The 14,486-nt window shown below is 66.0% G+C and carries 12 protein-coding genes and 2 tRNA genes; 5 read left to right on the top strand and 9 right to left on the bottom strand.

Annotated elements, in window-relative coordinates; genetic code table 11:
- Positions 1 to 82: 82 nt before the first annotated feature.
- Genes LZ005_RS07470 through LZ005_RS07480 form a run of 3 tightly spaced genes read left to right on the top strand, consistent with a single transcriptional unit; the run spans position 83 to position 2,243 of the window.
- The gene (locus tag LZ005_RS07470; RefSeq protein ID WP_237806264.1) at positions 83 to 442 is read left to right on the top strand and encodes a GntR family transcriptional regulator; all 360 of its coding nucleotides are present in this window, start codon (positions 83 to 85) and stop codon (positions 440 to 442) included.
- Positions 439 to 1,296, top strand: coding sequence for an ABC transporter ATP-binding protein (locus tag LZ005_RS07475; protein WP_237806266.1), 858 nt, complete (start codon positions 439 to 441; stop codon positions 1,294 to 1,296). Before LZ005_RS07470 ends, LZ005_RS07475 begins: the two co-directional genes overlap by 4 nt.
- Positions 1,293 to 2,243, top strand: a complete 951-nt coding sequence (locus LZ005_RS07480; RefSeq protein ID WP_237806268.1) for a hypothetical protein — start codon at positions 1,293 to 1,295, stop codon at positions 2,241 to 2,243. Before LZ005_RS07475 ends, LZ005_RS07480 begins: the two co-directional genes overlap by 4 nt.
- Here LZ005_RS07480 and LZ005_RS07485 read toward each other — a convergent pair.
- The 7 genes from LZ005_RS07485 to rnr all read right to left on the bottom strand — a co-directional run bounded on the left by LZ005_RS07485 (position 2,240) and on the right by rnr (position 11,376).
- Positions 2,240 to 3,847, bottom strand: coding sequence for a methyl-accepting chemotaxis protein (locus tag LZ005_RS07485; protein ID WP_269106559.1), 1,608 nt, complete (start codon positions 3,845 to 3,847; stop codon positions 2,240 to 2,242). The genes LZ005_RS07480 and LZ005_RS07485 overlap by 4 nt on opposite strands.
- A gap of 268 nt (positions 3,848 to 4,115) precedes the next feature.
- Positions 4,116 to 4,730: an ANTAR domain-containing response regulator gene (locus tag LZ005_RS07490; RefSeq protein WP_237806273.1), complete on the bottom strand. Its 615-nt coding sequence runs from the start codon at positions 4,728 to 4,730 to the stop codon at positions 4,116 to 4,118.
- A 220-nt stretch (positions 4,731 to 4,950) separates the two neighbouring features.
- The gene (locus LZ005_RS07495) at positions 4,951 to 6,495 is read right to left on the bottom strand and encodes a PAS domain-containing methyl-accepting chemotaxis protein (RefSeq protein WP_237806275.1); all 1,545 of its coding nucleotides are present in this window, start codon (positions 6,493 to 6,495) and stop codon (positions 4,951 to 4,953) included.
- A 182-nt stretch (positions 6,496 to 6,677) separates the two neighbouring features.
- Positions 6,678 to 7,346, bottom strand: coding sequence for a YceH family protein (locus LZ005_RS07500; protein WP_237806276.1), 669 nt, complete (start codon positions 7,344 to 7,346; stop codon positions 6,678 to 6,680).
- Positions 7,347 to 7,352: 6 nt separating this feature from the next.
- A complete protein-coding gene (gene cysE / locus LZ005_RS07505; protein ID WP_237806278.1) occupies positions 7,353 to 8,090 on the bottom strand; it encodes a serine O-acetyltransferase in 738 nt (245 codons plus the stop codon).
- A 76-nt stretch (positions 8,091 to 8,166) separates the two neighbouring features.
- Positions 8,167 to 8,910, bottom strand: coding sequence for a 23S rRNA (guanosine(2251)-2'-O)-methyltransferase RlmB (rlmB, locus tag LZ005_RS07510; protein WP_237806280.1), 744 nt, complete (start codon positions 8,908 to 8,910; stop codon positions 8,167 to 8,169).
- A 3-nt stretch (positions 8,911 to 8,913) separates the two neighbouring features.
- On the bottom strand, positions 8,914 to 11,376 hold the full coding sequence (gene rnr, locus LZ005_RS07515; protein ID WP_237806282.1) for a ribonuclease R: 2,463 nt from the start codon (positions 11,374 to 11,376) through the stop codon (positions 8,914 to 8,916).
- Positions 11,377 to 11,547: 171 nt separating this feature from the next.
- Between rnr and LZ005_RS07520 the strand changes: the two genes are divergently transcribed.
- Together LZ005_RS07520 and LZ005_RS07525 are read left to right on the top strand one after the other, a co-directional pair.
- Positions 11,548 to 11,632: transfer RNA gene (locus LZ005_RS07520), tRNA-Leu, on the top strand.
- 34 nt (positions 11,633 to 11,666) lie between these two features.
- Positions 11,667 to 11,751: transfer RNA gene (locus LZ005_RS07525), tRNA-Leu, on the top strand.
- A gap of 107 nt (positions 11,752 to 11,858) precedes the next feature.
- On the opposite strand, the gene cueR is transcribed toward LZ005_RS07525, so the two are convergent.
- Positions 11,859 to 12,251 (bottom strand): Cu(I)-responsive transcriptional regulator, encoded by a 393-nt coding sequence (gene cueR, locus LZ005_RS07530; RefSeq protein WP_237806284.1) that lies wholly within the window; start codon positions 12,249 to 12,251, stop codon positions 11,859 to 11,861.
- Positions 12,244 to 14,403 carry a cation-translocating P-type ATPase gene (locus LZ005_RS07535; RefSeq protein WP_237806286.1) on the bottom strand — a complete coding sequence of 720 codons (2,160 nt, stop codon included), beginning with the start codon at positions 14,401 to 14,403 and terminating at the stop codon, positions 12,244 to 12,246. Before LZ005_RS07535 ends, cueR begins: the two co-directional genes overlap by 8 nt.
- Positions 14,404 to 14,486 lie beyond the last annotated feature (83 nt).

Genomic DNA, 14,486 nt, shown 5'->3' on the forward strand with positions numbered 1-14,486 from the left:
TATCCGATTCCGCTTGCCTTTGTGCGCCATGGTGTTATAGTTCACTACAACACCACTACGCTACACCACCACAGGAGGAGCGATGACCATCGGCTGGAACGACCAGACGCCCATCTACCTCCAGCTCAAGGAGCGCGTGATCGGGATGATGCTCGACGGGGTGCTGAAGGCCGGCGATGCCCTGCCTTCGGTACGCCAGGTCGCAGCGGAATACCAGTTGAACCCGATCACGGTATCGCGCGCCTACCAGGAGCTGGTCGATGAGGAATTAGTTGAAAAACGAAGGGGAATTGGCATGTATGTCAGCGAAGGTGCGAGCGAAAAACTGCTCGCCAGCGAACGCGAGCGCTTCATGCGCGAGGAATGGCCGGCCATGCTCGAGCGCATCCGCCGCCTCGGCCTGAATGTCGAGGAACTGCTGCATCAGGGAGGACGCGCATGACTGCCGTGATTTCCGCCAAAGGTCTGAGCAAGCGCTATGGCAAGCAGCTGGCCGTCGACCACATCGATTTCGAGATTCCGGCCGGCCGCATCGTCGGCCTGATCGGGCCGAACGGCTCGGGCAAGACCACCACCCTCAAGGCCGCGCTCGGCCTGATCCCCTTCGAGGGCGAACTCAAGGTGCTGGGCAAGGACCCGCGCACCGAGCGCGACGCCCTGATGCGCGATGTCTGCTTCATCGCCGACGTGGCCATCCTGCCCAAGTGGCTGAAGGTGAAAGACGCCGTCGATTTCGTGGCCGGCGTGCACCCGCGTTTCAAGCGCGACAAGGCCGAACGCTATCTGGCGCGCACCAAGCTGCATCCGGATACCAAGGTCAAGGCCATGTCCAAGGGCATGATCGTGCAGCTGCACCTGGCCCTGGTGATGGCCATCGACGCGCGCCTGCTGGTGCTCGACGAACCGACGCTGGGCCTGGACATCCTCTACCGCAAGCAGTTCTACCAGAACCTGCTGGAAGACTATTTTGACGAGGACAAGACCATCATCATCACCACCCACCAGGTGGAAGAAGTGGAACACATCCTGTCCGACCTGATGTTCATCCGCGACGGCAAGATCGTGCTGCAATCGAGCATGGAGGAAATGGGCGAGCGCTACACCGAGCTGCTCGTCAATCCGGACAAGCTGGCCGCCGCCAGCGCCCTCGGCCCGATCGACCAGCGTCCGGTGTTCGGCAAGACCGTGCTGCTGTACGAAGGCGTGCCGCGCACCCAGCTGAGCGCCCTGGGCGAGATCCGCAATCCAAGTGTGGCCGATCTGTTCGTGGCCAAGATGAAAGGAAGCTACGCATGAATACCCTGAAATGGCTGATGCAGCGCGAATTCTGGGAACACAAGGGGGCCTTCCTCTGGACCCCGGCCATCGTCGGTGGCGCCCTGGTGAGCCTGGCCGGCGGCACCCTGCTCTACAAAAGCATGAGCGGCGGCCAGCACAGCGGCGCCCTGGTCCACATGTCCGAGGGCGGCGCCCCGCCCGACAAGCTGGCTGATATCCTGAGCGTGGCCTATATGGCCCTGGCCGGTCCGGTGTTCCTGATGATGGCCCTGGCCATGTTCTTCTACGCCGCCTCCTGCCTGTATGACGAACGGCGCGACCGCAGCATCCTGTTCTGGAAATCGCTGCCGGTGTCGGATGGCATGACCGTGCTGTCCAAGGCCCTGTCGGCCCTGGTGGTGATGCCGGTGTTGAGCTTTGCCGCCGCCACCCTCAGCGCCTTCCTGATGGTGCCGATCGTGTGCACGGCGCTGGCCATGCACGGCGTGAACATCACGGGCCGCGTGTTCAGCACGCCGGCGCTCTACATCGCGCCCCTGCAGCTGCTGTCGATGCTGCCGGTGTTCATCATCTGGGCCCTGCCGACCCTGGGCTGGCTGATGCTGGTGTCGAGCTGGGCGCGCAGCAAGGCCCTGCTGTGGGCGGTCGGCCTGCCGCTGCTGGCCATCGCCACCCTGAAGATGCTGGACGCCAGCCTCGGTCTGGGCTTTGACGTCAATCTGGTGATCCGCAGCGGCATCCTGCGCGCGCTCGCAGGCTTTGTGCCGGGCATCTGGTTCTTGTACGACAACGAGACCATGCAGGGCATGGCCGAAGTCGTGCGCGACCAGGGGCCGAGCCTGGGCCTGGTCGCCCAACACGCCTGGCGCACGCTGGCCACGCCGGCGGCCTGGGGCGGCGCGCTGGCCGGCCTGGCCATGCTGGCCGGGGCCGTCCGCCTGCGCCGCTACCGCGACGACACTTAAGCGTTGGCCACCGCCAGGCGCGGCCGCGAGCCCGCCTGGGGGGCGACCGGCGCCGCCGGTTTCTGCAACAGCTGGAAGGATTCGACCAGCTCCATCAAGGTCGCAGCCTGCTGAGTCAGGCTGCGCGTCGCTGCGGCGGCCTCGTCCACCATGGCCGCATTCGACTGGGTGGCTTCATCCATGCTCGCCACTGCATCATTGACCTGTTCGATCCCGATGCTCTGCTCGCGCAGGGCCGTCGAGATATCGGTCACATGCGAGGTCACATCGGCCACGGCGTCGCAGATGCGGTGAATCGTGGCCCCGGCCTTGTCGACCTGGGCGCTGCCCTGCTGCACATGACGCGAGGACTGGGCGATCAGGCCGGTGATTTCGCGCGCGGCCGTGGCCGAACGCTGGGCCAGTGCGCGCACTTCCTGCGCGACGACGGCGAAACCGCGTCCGGCCTCGCCGGCACGGGCCGCTTCGACGGCGGCGTTCAGGGCCAGCAGATTGGTCTGGAAGGCGATGCCGTCGATCACGCCGACGATGTCGCCGATCTTGGCGGCACTGGCTTCGATCGCGGCCATGGTCTGGATCACATTGTCGATCACCGCCCCGCCCTCGCCCGCCAGGCGGGTCATCTCCTGCACCAGACGCTCGGACTCGCCCGCGTGCTCGGCAGTCGCGCGCACCGAACTGGTCATCTCTTCCATCGAGGCGGCCGTCTGCTGCAGGGCCGAGGCCTGGGCCTCGGTGCGCGCCTGCAGATCGTGGTGGCCATGGGCCAGCTGGTCGGCGCCGTCCTTGACCAGGCCCGAGACTTCCTGAATCTGGCCGATCAGCAGCTTCATATTCGTCTGCAGCACGCGCAGCGACTGGCGCAGGCTGCTGACTTCGGTATTGCCGTGGGCGTGGATTTTGCCGCTCAGGTCGCCGGCGCTCAGGCGCGTCAGATCGGCACAGGTCTCGGCCAGCGGCGCCAGCGCGCGCTGGTGCACGCACCAGGCGCTGAAGCCGGCGATGGCGATCCCGGCCAGACCCACCAGACGCAGCCCGAGATGCGGGCTCAGGGCGAGCACGGCCGTAAAGCCGGCCGCCATCGTGCCGTTCAGGATCATGCAGGTCTGGTGGATATTGAAATCGAAGCGCTTGCGCAGGCCATCCCAGGCGCTGCGCTTGACCACGGCGCCATTGTCGACGCCCAGATCGCCGTGGCCATTGCGGATCGCCGCATAGGCGCGCTCGGCCGCCTCGACGGCGGCGCGGTCCGGCTTGATGCGCACCGAGGTATAGCCGCTGATCTTGCCGTTCTTGATCAGCGGCGCGGCATTGACTTCGACCCAGTAGTGGTCGCCGTTCTTGCAACGGTTCTTGACCAGGCCATGCCAGGCGTGGCCGCGCTGCAGCGTGCTCCAGAAGTCGGCAAAGGCCGCCTTCGGCATGTCGGGGTGGCGCACGATGTTCTGCGGCGCTCCGACCAGTTCGTCTTCGCTGAAACCGCTGATCTTCATGAAATCGCGGTTGGCGTAAGTGATATTTCCCTGCAAGTCCGTTTTGGAGACCACGGTTTCATGGTCTTGCAGGACGTATTCCCGTTGTGTGACGTGATGGTTCTTGGCCATGTCTATCTCTTTGGTAGGGCAAGGGCCATTGCTCAGGTTGCGGCGATGCGAGATCGCGGAGAAAGGGCCGAGGCCTGGCGCTGTTAAGGCCAGATGGAGAAGGCTGCGGGGCTGGGCAACCGGCGTGCTCACAGAAGGGGTGCGCAGCGCACCCCATCAACGCCGGGCATAAGCATAAAGGCAAGCATTTGCACGCGGCTTTGACCTGCATCAAGGATTCAGAAATCCTTGCAGAAACGAAACTACGCTGAATCCTTTGAAAACAAAACTATCGGTTTTTAGAGATAATTAACTCGAAGTCGTTAAACAATTCCTCGGCATCCAGCATGGCCGCCGCGACGTCGTTGATCTTGCGCCGATTCGCGCGCGCATACTCGCGCAGGGCGTCGAAGGCGACGATGCGGTTGGTCTGGTAGGCGCGCATCAGCAGGCCGACCGCCATGCTGGTTTCGCGTCCGGCGTTCAGGGCGGCCGTCAGGTTTTCGCCGTTCTCGCGCAGGCGGCGCAGTTCGCCGGCCACTTCGAGCGCGGTCGCATAGGCCGGCACCACCTGGTTGACTTCGAAGGGCTTGAGCAGATAGCCAACCGCGCCATGTTCCTTGGCGCGCGCCACAATCTCCTCCTGCGCGTGGGCCGACACGAACATGAAGGCCACGCTGCGGCTTTTCAGACGCTGCGCGAGCTCGAGTCCGCTCATGCCGCCCATTTCGACGTCAATCGACACCAGATCGGGCAGGCGCTCGGCCACATAGTCGAGCGCCGCCTCGCCCGACTGGGCCTGGGCAACCTCGTAACCGGCCATGCGCAGGCAATTGCCGAGCAGGCTGAGAATCAGGGGATCGTCGTCGACGATCAGAATCAGGGGCTTGGTGTTTCGCTTCATGAATGAGCCTTCCGCCCATGCGCGCACGGGCTCACACCGGCGGGCATGCTTATCGCTGTTTTTGTTGTGGGAATTGCGGCGCGAGGATGGGGCGCGCACGGTCGCCTGGCGAGGACGGGGCGCAGGCGGAGCAAGCGGGCGTGCCGCCCGCTTGTATTGCTCCTAAAGCATAATCCTTAGCGCATTGACAAGCAAGCGCATTCTGCAAATTGTGACTTGGTTACGCCACGCCGGCCCCGGCCATGCGGGCCAGACGGGCCGGCTGGCGCCGCCCTGGCGCGCCCGCGTCGGGGACCAGGCGGAAGGAATTGACGAGGGCGATTAGGTGCTGGGCCTGCTGGCTCAGCTGATCGGTGGCGGCCGCCGATTCCTCCACGCTGGCCGCGTTCGACTGGGTCACCGCATCCATCTCGCCCAGGCTCAGGTTGACCTGTTCGATCCCGCTGCTTTGCTCGCGCAGGGTCTGGCTCATGGTCTGGATATGGCTGACCACTTCGGTGACGCCGCCCAGAATCTCCTGCATGCGTCCGCCGGCCAGATCGACCAGCTTGCCGCCGGCCTCGACCTGCCCGCCCGAGGCCTGGATCAGGCCCTTGATTTCGTGGGCGGCCGCGGCCGTGCGCTGGGCCAGGGTGCGCACTTCCTGGGCGACGACGGCAAAGCCGCGTCCCGCCTCGCCCGCGCGCGCAGCCTCGACGGCGGCGTTCAGGGCCAGGATATTCGTCTGCGAAGCGATGCCGTCGATCACGCCGATGATTTCGCCGATGCGCGCCGAACTCGTGCGGATGGCCTGCATGGTTTGGATGACGGCGTCGATCGCTTCGCCGCCGCCGCGCGCCGTGGCCGCGGTGGCGTTGACGAGGCGGTCGCAGTCCTCGGCATGTTCGGCCGTGTGGCGCAGGGCCGCATTCATCTGTTCCATCGTGGCCGCCGTTTCCTGCAGCGCGCTGGCCTGGTTCTCGGTGCGCGTGGACAGTTCGCCCTGGCCCTGGGCCATGGCGGCCGCGCCTTCGCTGACGGAACCGGAGACTTCCTTGATCTGCCCGATGAGCAGCTTGACATTGGTCTGCAGCACGCGCAGCGCCTGGCGCAAGGCGCTGACCTCGCGGTAGCCGCCGTCATCGATGCGGGCCGACAGGTCGCCGCTGGCCATGCGCCCGATGTCGGCGCACATCGCCTCCATCGGATCGAGGATATGGGCGGTGATCCAGCGGTAGCACAGGCTGGCCAGCAGCACCCCGGCCACGGCGGCCGGCAGGGCCATGCCCGGCACGGCGGCGCAGACGGCAAAGGCCGTGACCAGCAGGCCCATGCTGATGCCGAGGCGGTGGCGCAGGCTCAGGCGCTGGAGAAAGGCAAAGCGGTCGCGCCAGCTGACCGCCACCACCCGTCCGGCCTCGATGCGGATGCTGTTGTCGCCCGCGCGCAGGCGCGCATAGGCCGCTTCGGCCGCGGCCACGTCCTCGCGGCGCGGCTTGACGCGGATCGAGGTGTAGCCGTTGATGCGCCCATCCTGCACGAGCGGCGCGGCCTGGACTTCGACCCAGTAGTGGTCGCCGTTCTTGCAGCGGTTCTTGACGAAGCCATTCCAGGCGCGCCCGGCGCGGATCGTGCGCCAGAAATCGGCGAACGCGGCCGGCGGCATGTCGGGATGGCGCACGATGTTCTGCGGCGCCCCCAGCAGCTCTTCTTCGGAAAACCCGCTGATCTTGATGAAGTCGCGGTTGACGTAGGTGATATTGCCCTGCAGGTCAGTCTTGGACACGACGGTTTCCGCGTCGCCCAGCACATACTCCCTGTTCGTCACAGGTTGGTTATTGCGCATGCCCCCCCTCCCGGAATGGCCCGTATCGGGCTCTGTTGTCGAGCGCGATCGCCGGTCGCTTGGGATCGCGAAGGGAGAATATGCCGGCTAAATCCCTATTGCAAGCAGGGGATACAAATTACTTAGTTGAATTGTTGCTTAAATGTATCAAACTCGCTGCGCAGGGCGGATAGCTCCTCGCGCAGGCGGGCCACCTCCTGCTCGAGTTCGCCGACGCGGCCGCCGGCCGGGGCCACGGCCGGACCGAAGGCCGTCGCGGCCTGGGCCAGTGACTCCTCGCCGGCCAGCAGATGGCCGTAGCGCGGTTCCTTGGTGCCGGGCGCCAGCTCGAGGCGCTTGACCAGGGGCGGGTATTTGTCGATCAGGAACTGCAGCGCCGTTTCGACCTCGGCCACCGACTTGAACTCATGCAGGCGGCCGCAGCGCGTGCGGATTTCGCCGGCCGTCTGCACACCGCGCAGCATCAGGATGGTCAGCACGGCCAGCTTGTCCTGCTCGAGCGACCATTTGATGCGCATGCGGTGCTCGTACTTGACCACGCGTGCGCCCGGCTGCGCGACCGTGTTCACCAGCCGCGCCTCGCTCAGGCGCGCCAGCGTATCGGCCACCGTCTCCTCGGACAGCTGCATGACCGGATCGCGGCTCGACAGCTGGTTGCAGCCATTGGTCAGCGCGTTCAGCGAGAGCGGATAATTATCGGGCGTCAGCGCTTCTTTTTCGGCCAGCACGGCCAGCACGCGGATTTCAAACAGGTCCAGAATCAATGCGCCATCGGCGCCGTCGCTGCTCATGCGGGCTTACTCCACGAATTTGTTGATGTCATTGGTATTGAGTTTCTCGCAGGCCGGCACCTCGCTGCACGTGATGCCCTGGCGCTCGAGAATGGCCAGAATCCGCTCGATCTGCGCCTCCTGGCTGAGCGCATGGTCGAGCAGACCGCGCAAAGCCTTGGACAGCGGATCGTCGCCGTAGGGGGTGACGCCATATGCCGCGAAAATCTCGGCGCTGCGCGAATGCTGGTCCTTCTGGATCACATGGGCCGGGTTGCCGACCGCCGTGGCCTGGGCCGGCACCGGCTTGAGCAGCACCGCGTTCGAGCCGACCTTGGCGTACTCGCCGACGGTAAAGCCGCCCAGCACCTGGGCGCCGGCGCCGACGATGACGCCGCGCTCGAGCGTCGGATGGCGCTTTTTGCCCGCATGCAGGGAGGTGCCGCCCAGGGTCACGCCCTGGTAGATCGTGCAGTCGTCACCGACCTCGGCCGTTTCGCCGATGACGACGCCGAAGCCATGGTCGATGAACACGCGCCGGCCGATGCGCGCGCCCGGGTGGATTTCAATGCCGGTGATCATGCGCGCGAGGTAGCTGATGAAGCGGCCCAGCCACTTCATGCGGTGCAGCCAGCACCAGTGCGCCCAGCGGTGCATGACGATCGCGTGCAGACCCGGATAACAGGTCAGCACCTCCCAGGCGTTGCGGGCAGCCGGGTCGCGGGCAATGATGCTGTGGATGTCGTCTCGCAGGCGGGCAAACATGGGGGTCGATGCAGTGCTTATAAGATCTGCATCTTAGCCTATCCGGAAACCGTCTGCAGGCGCTGGCGCAAAGACCCTACTGGCCCTTGGCCATGCGCTGGCGGCGCGCCTCGTACAGGCAGACGCCCGAGGCCACCGACACGTTCAGGCTTTCCACCGAGCCCAGCATCGGAATCGAGACCAGCAGATCGCAGGTTTCGCGCGTCAGGCGGCGCATGCCCTCGCCTTCCGAGCCCATGACCAGGGCCACCGGGCCGCTGAAATCGGCCTCGTAGAGCGTCTTGTCGGCGTCGTCGGAAGTGCCGATCAGCCACACGCCGCGCTCCTTCAGCTCGCGCATGGTGCGCGCCAGATTCGTGACGGTGATGTAGGGCACGGTTTCGGCCGCGCCCGAGGCGACCTTGGCCGCCGTCGCATTCAGACCGACGGCGCGGTCCTTGGGCACGATGACGGCATGCGCGCCGACCCCGTCGGCCACGCGCAGGCAGGCGCCCAGATTGTGCGGATCGGTAATGCCGTCGAGGATCAGCAGCAGCGGCGGGCCTTCGACGGCGTCCAGCAGCTCATCCAGATTGCGGGCCAGCGAAAGCTGGCTGGCGAAGGCGATCACGCCCTGGTGGCGGTGCGTGCCGACGATCTTGTCGAGGCGCGCCGACTCGACCGGCATCACGCGCACGCCGGCCGCCTTGGCATGGGCGATCAGGTCCTGCATGCGGCGGTCGTTGCGGGTGGCGTCGACAAAAATTTCTTCCACCGACGCGGCCTCATGGCGCAGGCGCGAGGTCACGGCGTGGAAGCCGAAAATCATTTTGTTCTTCATGGTTTAACGCTTTTTCTTGGATTTGGTCGGGCGTGCGACCGGCTTCTTGGCGGCTTTGCTGGCGCGCACGGGCGCGGCCTCGGTCTTGCCCTTGCGCGCCTTGCTCGGGCGCGCCTTGCCGCCGTAATTGGCCGACTCGCGCTCGAATTCGTGGCGCGGGGTCTTGCTGGCCGGCTTGCGCACCTTGCTGGCCGGGGCCTCGGCCACGGCGCGCGCCTTGGCCGGACGGATCGTCGGCGTGTTGTCCAGCACCAGGGCCAGATCGATCTTGCGCGCCTCCATGTCGACCCGGCTGACCTGCACGGTCACGCGGTCGGTCAGCTGGTAGCGCTTGCCCGTGCGCTCGCCGCGCAGTTCGTGGCGCGCCTCGTCGTACTGGAAGTAGTCGGGGCCGAGTTCGGTCACATGCACGAGGCCCTCGACAAACAGGGCGTCGAGCTGGACGAAGATGCCGAAGCTGGTCACGCCGCTGATGGTGCCGGTGAATTCCTCACCCAGCTTGTCCTTGATGAAGTAGCACTTGAGCCAGGCTTCGACATCGCGCGAGGCCTCGTCCGCGCGGCGCTCGTTGGCCGAGCAGTGCACGCCGAGCGCGTCCCAGATCGTCATGTCGGCTTCGCGCTTGTGCTTGCCTTCGGCGCGGTCCTTGGCCAGCTGTTTGCGGGCGGCGTTCGACAGGGCCGTGTTGAGGGTGCTGGTATCGATGCCCTTGGGCTCGTAGCGCTTGCCCTGCAGGATGGCCTTGATCGCGCGGTGGGTCAGCAGGTCCGGATAGCGGCGGATCGGGCTGGTGAAATGGGCATAGGCCTCATACGCGAGGCCGAAGTGGCCGATGTTGTCGGGGCTGTAGACGGCCTGCTGCATCGAGCGCAGCAGCATGGTCTGCAGCATCGGCGCGTCCGGGCGCTCCTTGACCTTCTTCATCAGCTCGGCGTAGTCGGAGGCGGCCGGCGTGTCGCCGCCGCCCAGGCTCAGGCCCACCTGCTTGAGGAAGGTGCGCACCTGCATCAGCTTTTCCTTGGTCGGACCGGCGTGGATGCGGTAGGTGCCCGGATGCTTATGGCGGATCAGCAGATCGGCCGCGCAGACGTTGGCCGCCAGCATGCACTCCTCGATCAGGCGGTGCGCGTCATTGCGCGTGCGCGGAATGATCTTCTCGATCTTGCCGAAGGCATTGCAGACGATATAGGTTTCGGTCGTCTCGAAGTCGATCGCGCCGCGCGCCATGCGCGCCTTCTGCAGCGCATGGAAGACCTCGTACAGGTGGACCAGATGCGGCACCAGCGAGGCCTTGCGCGCCGCTTCCGGGCCATTCGTGTTGCCGAGGATTTCGGCCACTTCGGTATAGGTCAGGCGCGCCGCCGAGTGGATCACGGCCGGATAGAACTGATAAGCCTTGAGCTCGCCCTTGAGGGTGACGACCATGTCGCAGACCAGGGTCAGGCGGTCGACATTCGGGTTCAGCGAGCACAGGCCGTTGGACAGCTTTTCCGGCAGCATGGGAATCACGCGGCGCGGGAAGTACACCGAGGTCGAGCGCTCGAGCGCATCGACATCGAGGCCGTCGTTCGGCTTGACGTAGTGGCTGACGTCGGCAATGGCGACGATCAGGCGGTAGCACTGGGTGCGGCCGATCTTGACCGGCTCGCAATACACGGCATCGTCGAAGTCGCGCGCATCCTCGCCGTCGATGGTCACCAGGGGCACATCGCGCAGGTCGACCCGGCCTTTGAGATCGGCCGCGCGCACCACGTCGGGCAGCTTGGCGGCCTGCTTCAGGGCGGCGTCCGAGAAAATATGGGGCACGCCGAACTTGCGCACGGCGATTTCGATCTCCATGCCCGGGTCGTCGAGTTCGCCGAGGATTTCGACGATCTTGCCGGCCGGCTGACGGAAGCGCGCCGGCTGTTCGACCAGTTCGATCGACACCACCTGGCCCGCGCGCGCCTTGCCCGGCCCGCCCATGACCAGAATATCCTGGCCGATGCGCTTGTCTTCGGGCGCCACCACCCAGGTGCCGTTTTCCTGCAGCAGGCGGCCGATCACATGGGAATTGCCGCGCTCGACCACCTCGACGATGCTCGCCTCCGGGCGGCCGCGCCGGTCCAGGCCCGACATGCGCGCCAGCACGCGGTCGCCGTGCAGGACCTTCTGCATTTCGCGCTCATTGAGGAACAGGTCTTCGCTGCCATCGTCGGGGATGACAAAGCCATAGCCGTCGCGGTGGGCCGAAACGCGGCCGGCGATGAAGGCCGAATGGTCGAGCAGCACATACTGGCCGTCGCGATTCGTGCGCAACTGCCCGTCGCGCTCCATGGCGACCAGACGCCGTACCAGCACATCGAGCGCCTCGCCGCGCACACGCAGGGTACGGGCCAGGGTGTGCACATCGAGTGGGCCTTCAGCGTTGCGGAAAATGGCGAGGATGTCCTCGCGGCTCGGAATGGTGGTAGCGGTGGAATTCAAGGCTGCTTCGCTCTTCTTCTTGGTTAACATGATGCTAGTGTAAGGGATAGCGCCGGTGCACACCTAAAATTTCTTTTGCAGGCGCTTTGACATTTAGAATTCTTCCGCTATAATCTTGGTCTTCCGCAGCTAGTGAAGTTTGCAAAGCAGCGGAAAGCAGAAGTTGATGTTGCCCACGTGGCGGAATTGGTAGACGCGCATGGTTCAGGTCCATGTGCCGCGAGGTGTGGGGGTTCGAGTCCCTCCGTGGGCACCAGCAGTCTGCAACATCAGCGTTATGCAAGATCAGTGCCCACGTGGCGGAATTGGTAGACGCGCATGGTTCAGGTCCATGTGCCGCGAGGTGTGGGGGTTCGAGTCCCTCCGTGGGCACCATCTACCGCCTAACCGCAAAACGCCGTAGCCTTGTTTCAGGGATACGGCGTTTTTCTTTTCCGCACCGAAAAATGGGGTCAGACCCCATTTTTCCATTGCGCCAGGCTTCAGGCGGCGGCCAGGGTCTCGATGATCGGGCAGTCGGGGCGCTGGTCGCCGTGGCAGCACGCGGCCAGGTGTTCGAGCGTGCGCTTCATCGCCTGCAATTCCGAAATCTTCTCGTCCAGCTCGGCCAGGTGGCGCTTGGCCAGCGCGCGCACATCCTTGGACGCGCGGTTCTTGTCCTGCCAGAGCGTCAGCAGATTGCCGATCTGCTCGAGCGAAAAGCCAAGGGCGCGCGCGCGCTGGATGAACTGCAGCACGCGGATGTCGGACTCGCCGTACAGGCGGTAGCCGGCCTCGGTGCGGTTGACCGCCTGGATCAGGCCGATCGATTCGTAGTGGCGGATCATTTTGGCCGAGACGCCGGACAGCTTGGCCGCTTCTCCAATGTTATGCATGCTGTGCTCCTGATTTCCAACGCGTCAGCAGCAAGGCGTTGCTGACCACAAATACACTCGAGACGGCCATCATGGCGCCGGCAATCATCGGATTGAGCTTGCCGAAGGCGGCCAGCGGAATGCCGGCCACGTTGAAGATGAAGGCCCAGAACAGGTTCTGCAAAATCTTGCGCCAGGTGCGGCGCGAGATGTCGATGGCGCCGGCCAGCAGGCGCGGGTCGCCGCGCATCAGGGTGACGCCGGCCGTGTGCATGGCGACGTCGGTGCCCGAGCCCATGGCGATGCCGACGTCGGCCGCGGCCAGCGCGGGCGCGTCGTTGATGCCGTCGCCGACCATGGCCACGCGCACGCCCTCGCCATGCAGACGGGCCACGATGGCCGCCTTGTCGGTCGGCGACAGGCCGGCATGCACTTCGCGGATGCCGAGCGTGGCGGCCACCTTCTCGGCGCTGCCCACATTGTCGCCCGAGAGCATCAGCACGCGCAGCTGCTGGGCATGCAGTTGGGCGACGGCGGCGGCAGCTTCGGGCTTGAGGGCGTCGCCAAAGGCAAACAGGCCCAGCAGCGCAGGCGTGGGCGCCACCCGCGCCAGCCAGGCCAGGCTGTGGCCCTCGGCCTGCTCGGCCACGCCGCCCTCGGGCGTGATGCCGTGGGCCGCCAGCAGCTGGCGGTTGCCGAGCACATAGCGGGCGCCGTCAATCTCGGCCTGCACGCCCTGCCCCGGCACGGCCTGCATGTCGACCGCGGTCGGCAGCGCCTGGCCAGCCGCCGCGTCGAGCACGGCCTTGGCGAGCGGATGTTCACTGCCCTTCTGCATGGCGGCGGCCAGGCGCAGATGCTCGGCCGCCGATCCCGTGAATGTCTGCTGGCTGACGAGGCGCGGCTTGCCCTCGGTGAGGGTGCCGGTCTTGTCGAAGGCGATCGCCTGCACGCTGTGCAGCAGCTCGAGCGCCTCGACGTCGCGGATCAGAATGCCCTGGCGCGCGGCGGTGCCGGTGCCGGCCATGATGGCGGCCGGCGTGGCCAGTCCAAGCGCACACGGACAGGCGATGACGAGCACGGCCACTGCATTGATGATGGCCTGGTCGGTCCCGGCCCCGGCCAGCAGCCAGCCGGCCAGGGTGATCAGGGCGATCAGCAGAATCACCGGGACGAAAACCGCCGTCACGCGGTCGGCCATGCGCTGCACCGGCGCCTTGCCCAGCTGCGCGTTCTCGACGGCGCGGATGATCCCGGCCAGCACGGTCTCGGTGCCGACCGCCGTCACCTCGGCCAGCAGCAGACCGCTGCCATTGACGGATCCGCCGATCAGGGCGGCGCCGGCAGCCTTGTCGACCGGGCGGCTTTCGCCCGTCATCATCGATTCGTCGGTCTGGGAGCGGCCTTCGAGCACGCGCGCGTCGGCCGCAATCAGCTCGCCCGGGCGCAGCACCAGCCGGTCGCCCACGCGCAGCTGCGCGACGGGGATATCGGCCTCCTGCCCATGACGCTGCACGCGCGCCGTGGCCGGGCGCAGCGCATGCAGGGCGCGGATGGCGGCCGAAGCGCGCCGGCGCGCCCGCATCTCCAGCCATTTGCCGAGGCGGACCAGGACGATGACGGTGGCGCCGGCCTCGAAATACAGGTGGGCGTGGTGGGCCACGGTCAAGGCCTGGTAGACGCTCAGGCCATAGGCGGCGCTGGTGCCGATCGCCACCAGCACGTCCATATTGGCGCTGCGGTCCTTGAGCGCGGCCCAGGCGCCGGCATAAAAGCGCGCGCCCACCAGCAGCTGCACCGGGGTGGCCAGCAGCCACTGCCACAGGGGCGCGATCTCCAGCCCGGTCAGCATCGGCAGGTTGAGAATCAGGGTCAGGATGCCGCCGCCGACGACCAGGGCCAGCTCGCGCCAGTCGTTCGCCGGGACGGCCTCGGGCGCGGCGGCGGCCGGGTTCATTTCATGCGCCTGATAGCCGGCCTGCACGACGGCGGCGATCAGGGCGGCGGCGTCCGGGCCATCGTCCGCCACGCTCACGCGCGCCTGCTCGGTGGCCAGATTGACCTGGGCGTTCTCGACCCCGGGCAGCTTGCGCACGGCCCGCTCGATGCGGTTGACACAGGCGGCGCAGCTCATGCCTTCAATACTCAGATCGATGTCTTTACTGGTACTCATGACCGGTCCTGTTGAAATACGATGCTGGCCAGCTTAAACCTTCCCATCATGGAAAGGTCAAGCACAAAAAAACCTTGACCTTC

Source organism: Massilia sp. TS11, assembly GCF_022012445.1.
Taxonomy (GTDB): Bacteria; Pseudomonadota; Gammaproteobacteria; order Burkholderiales; family Burkholderiaceae_D; genus Telluria.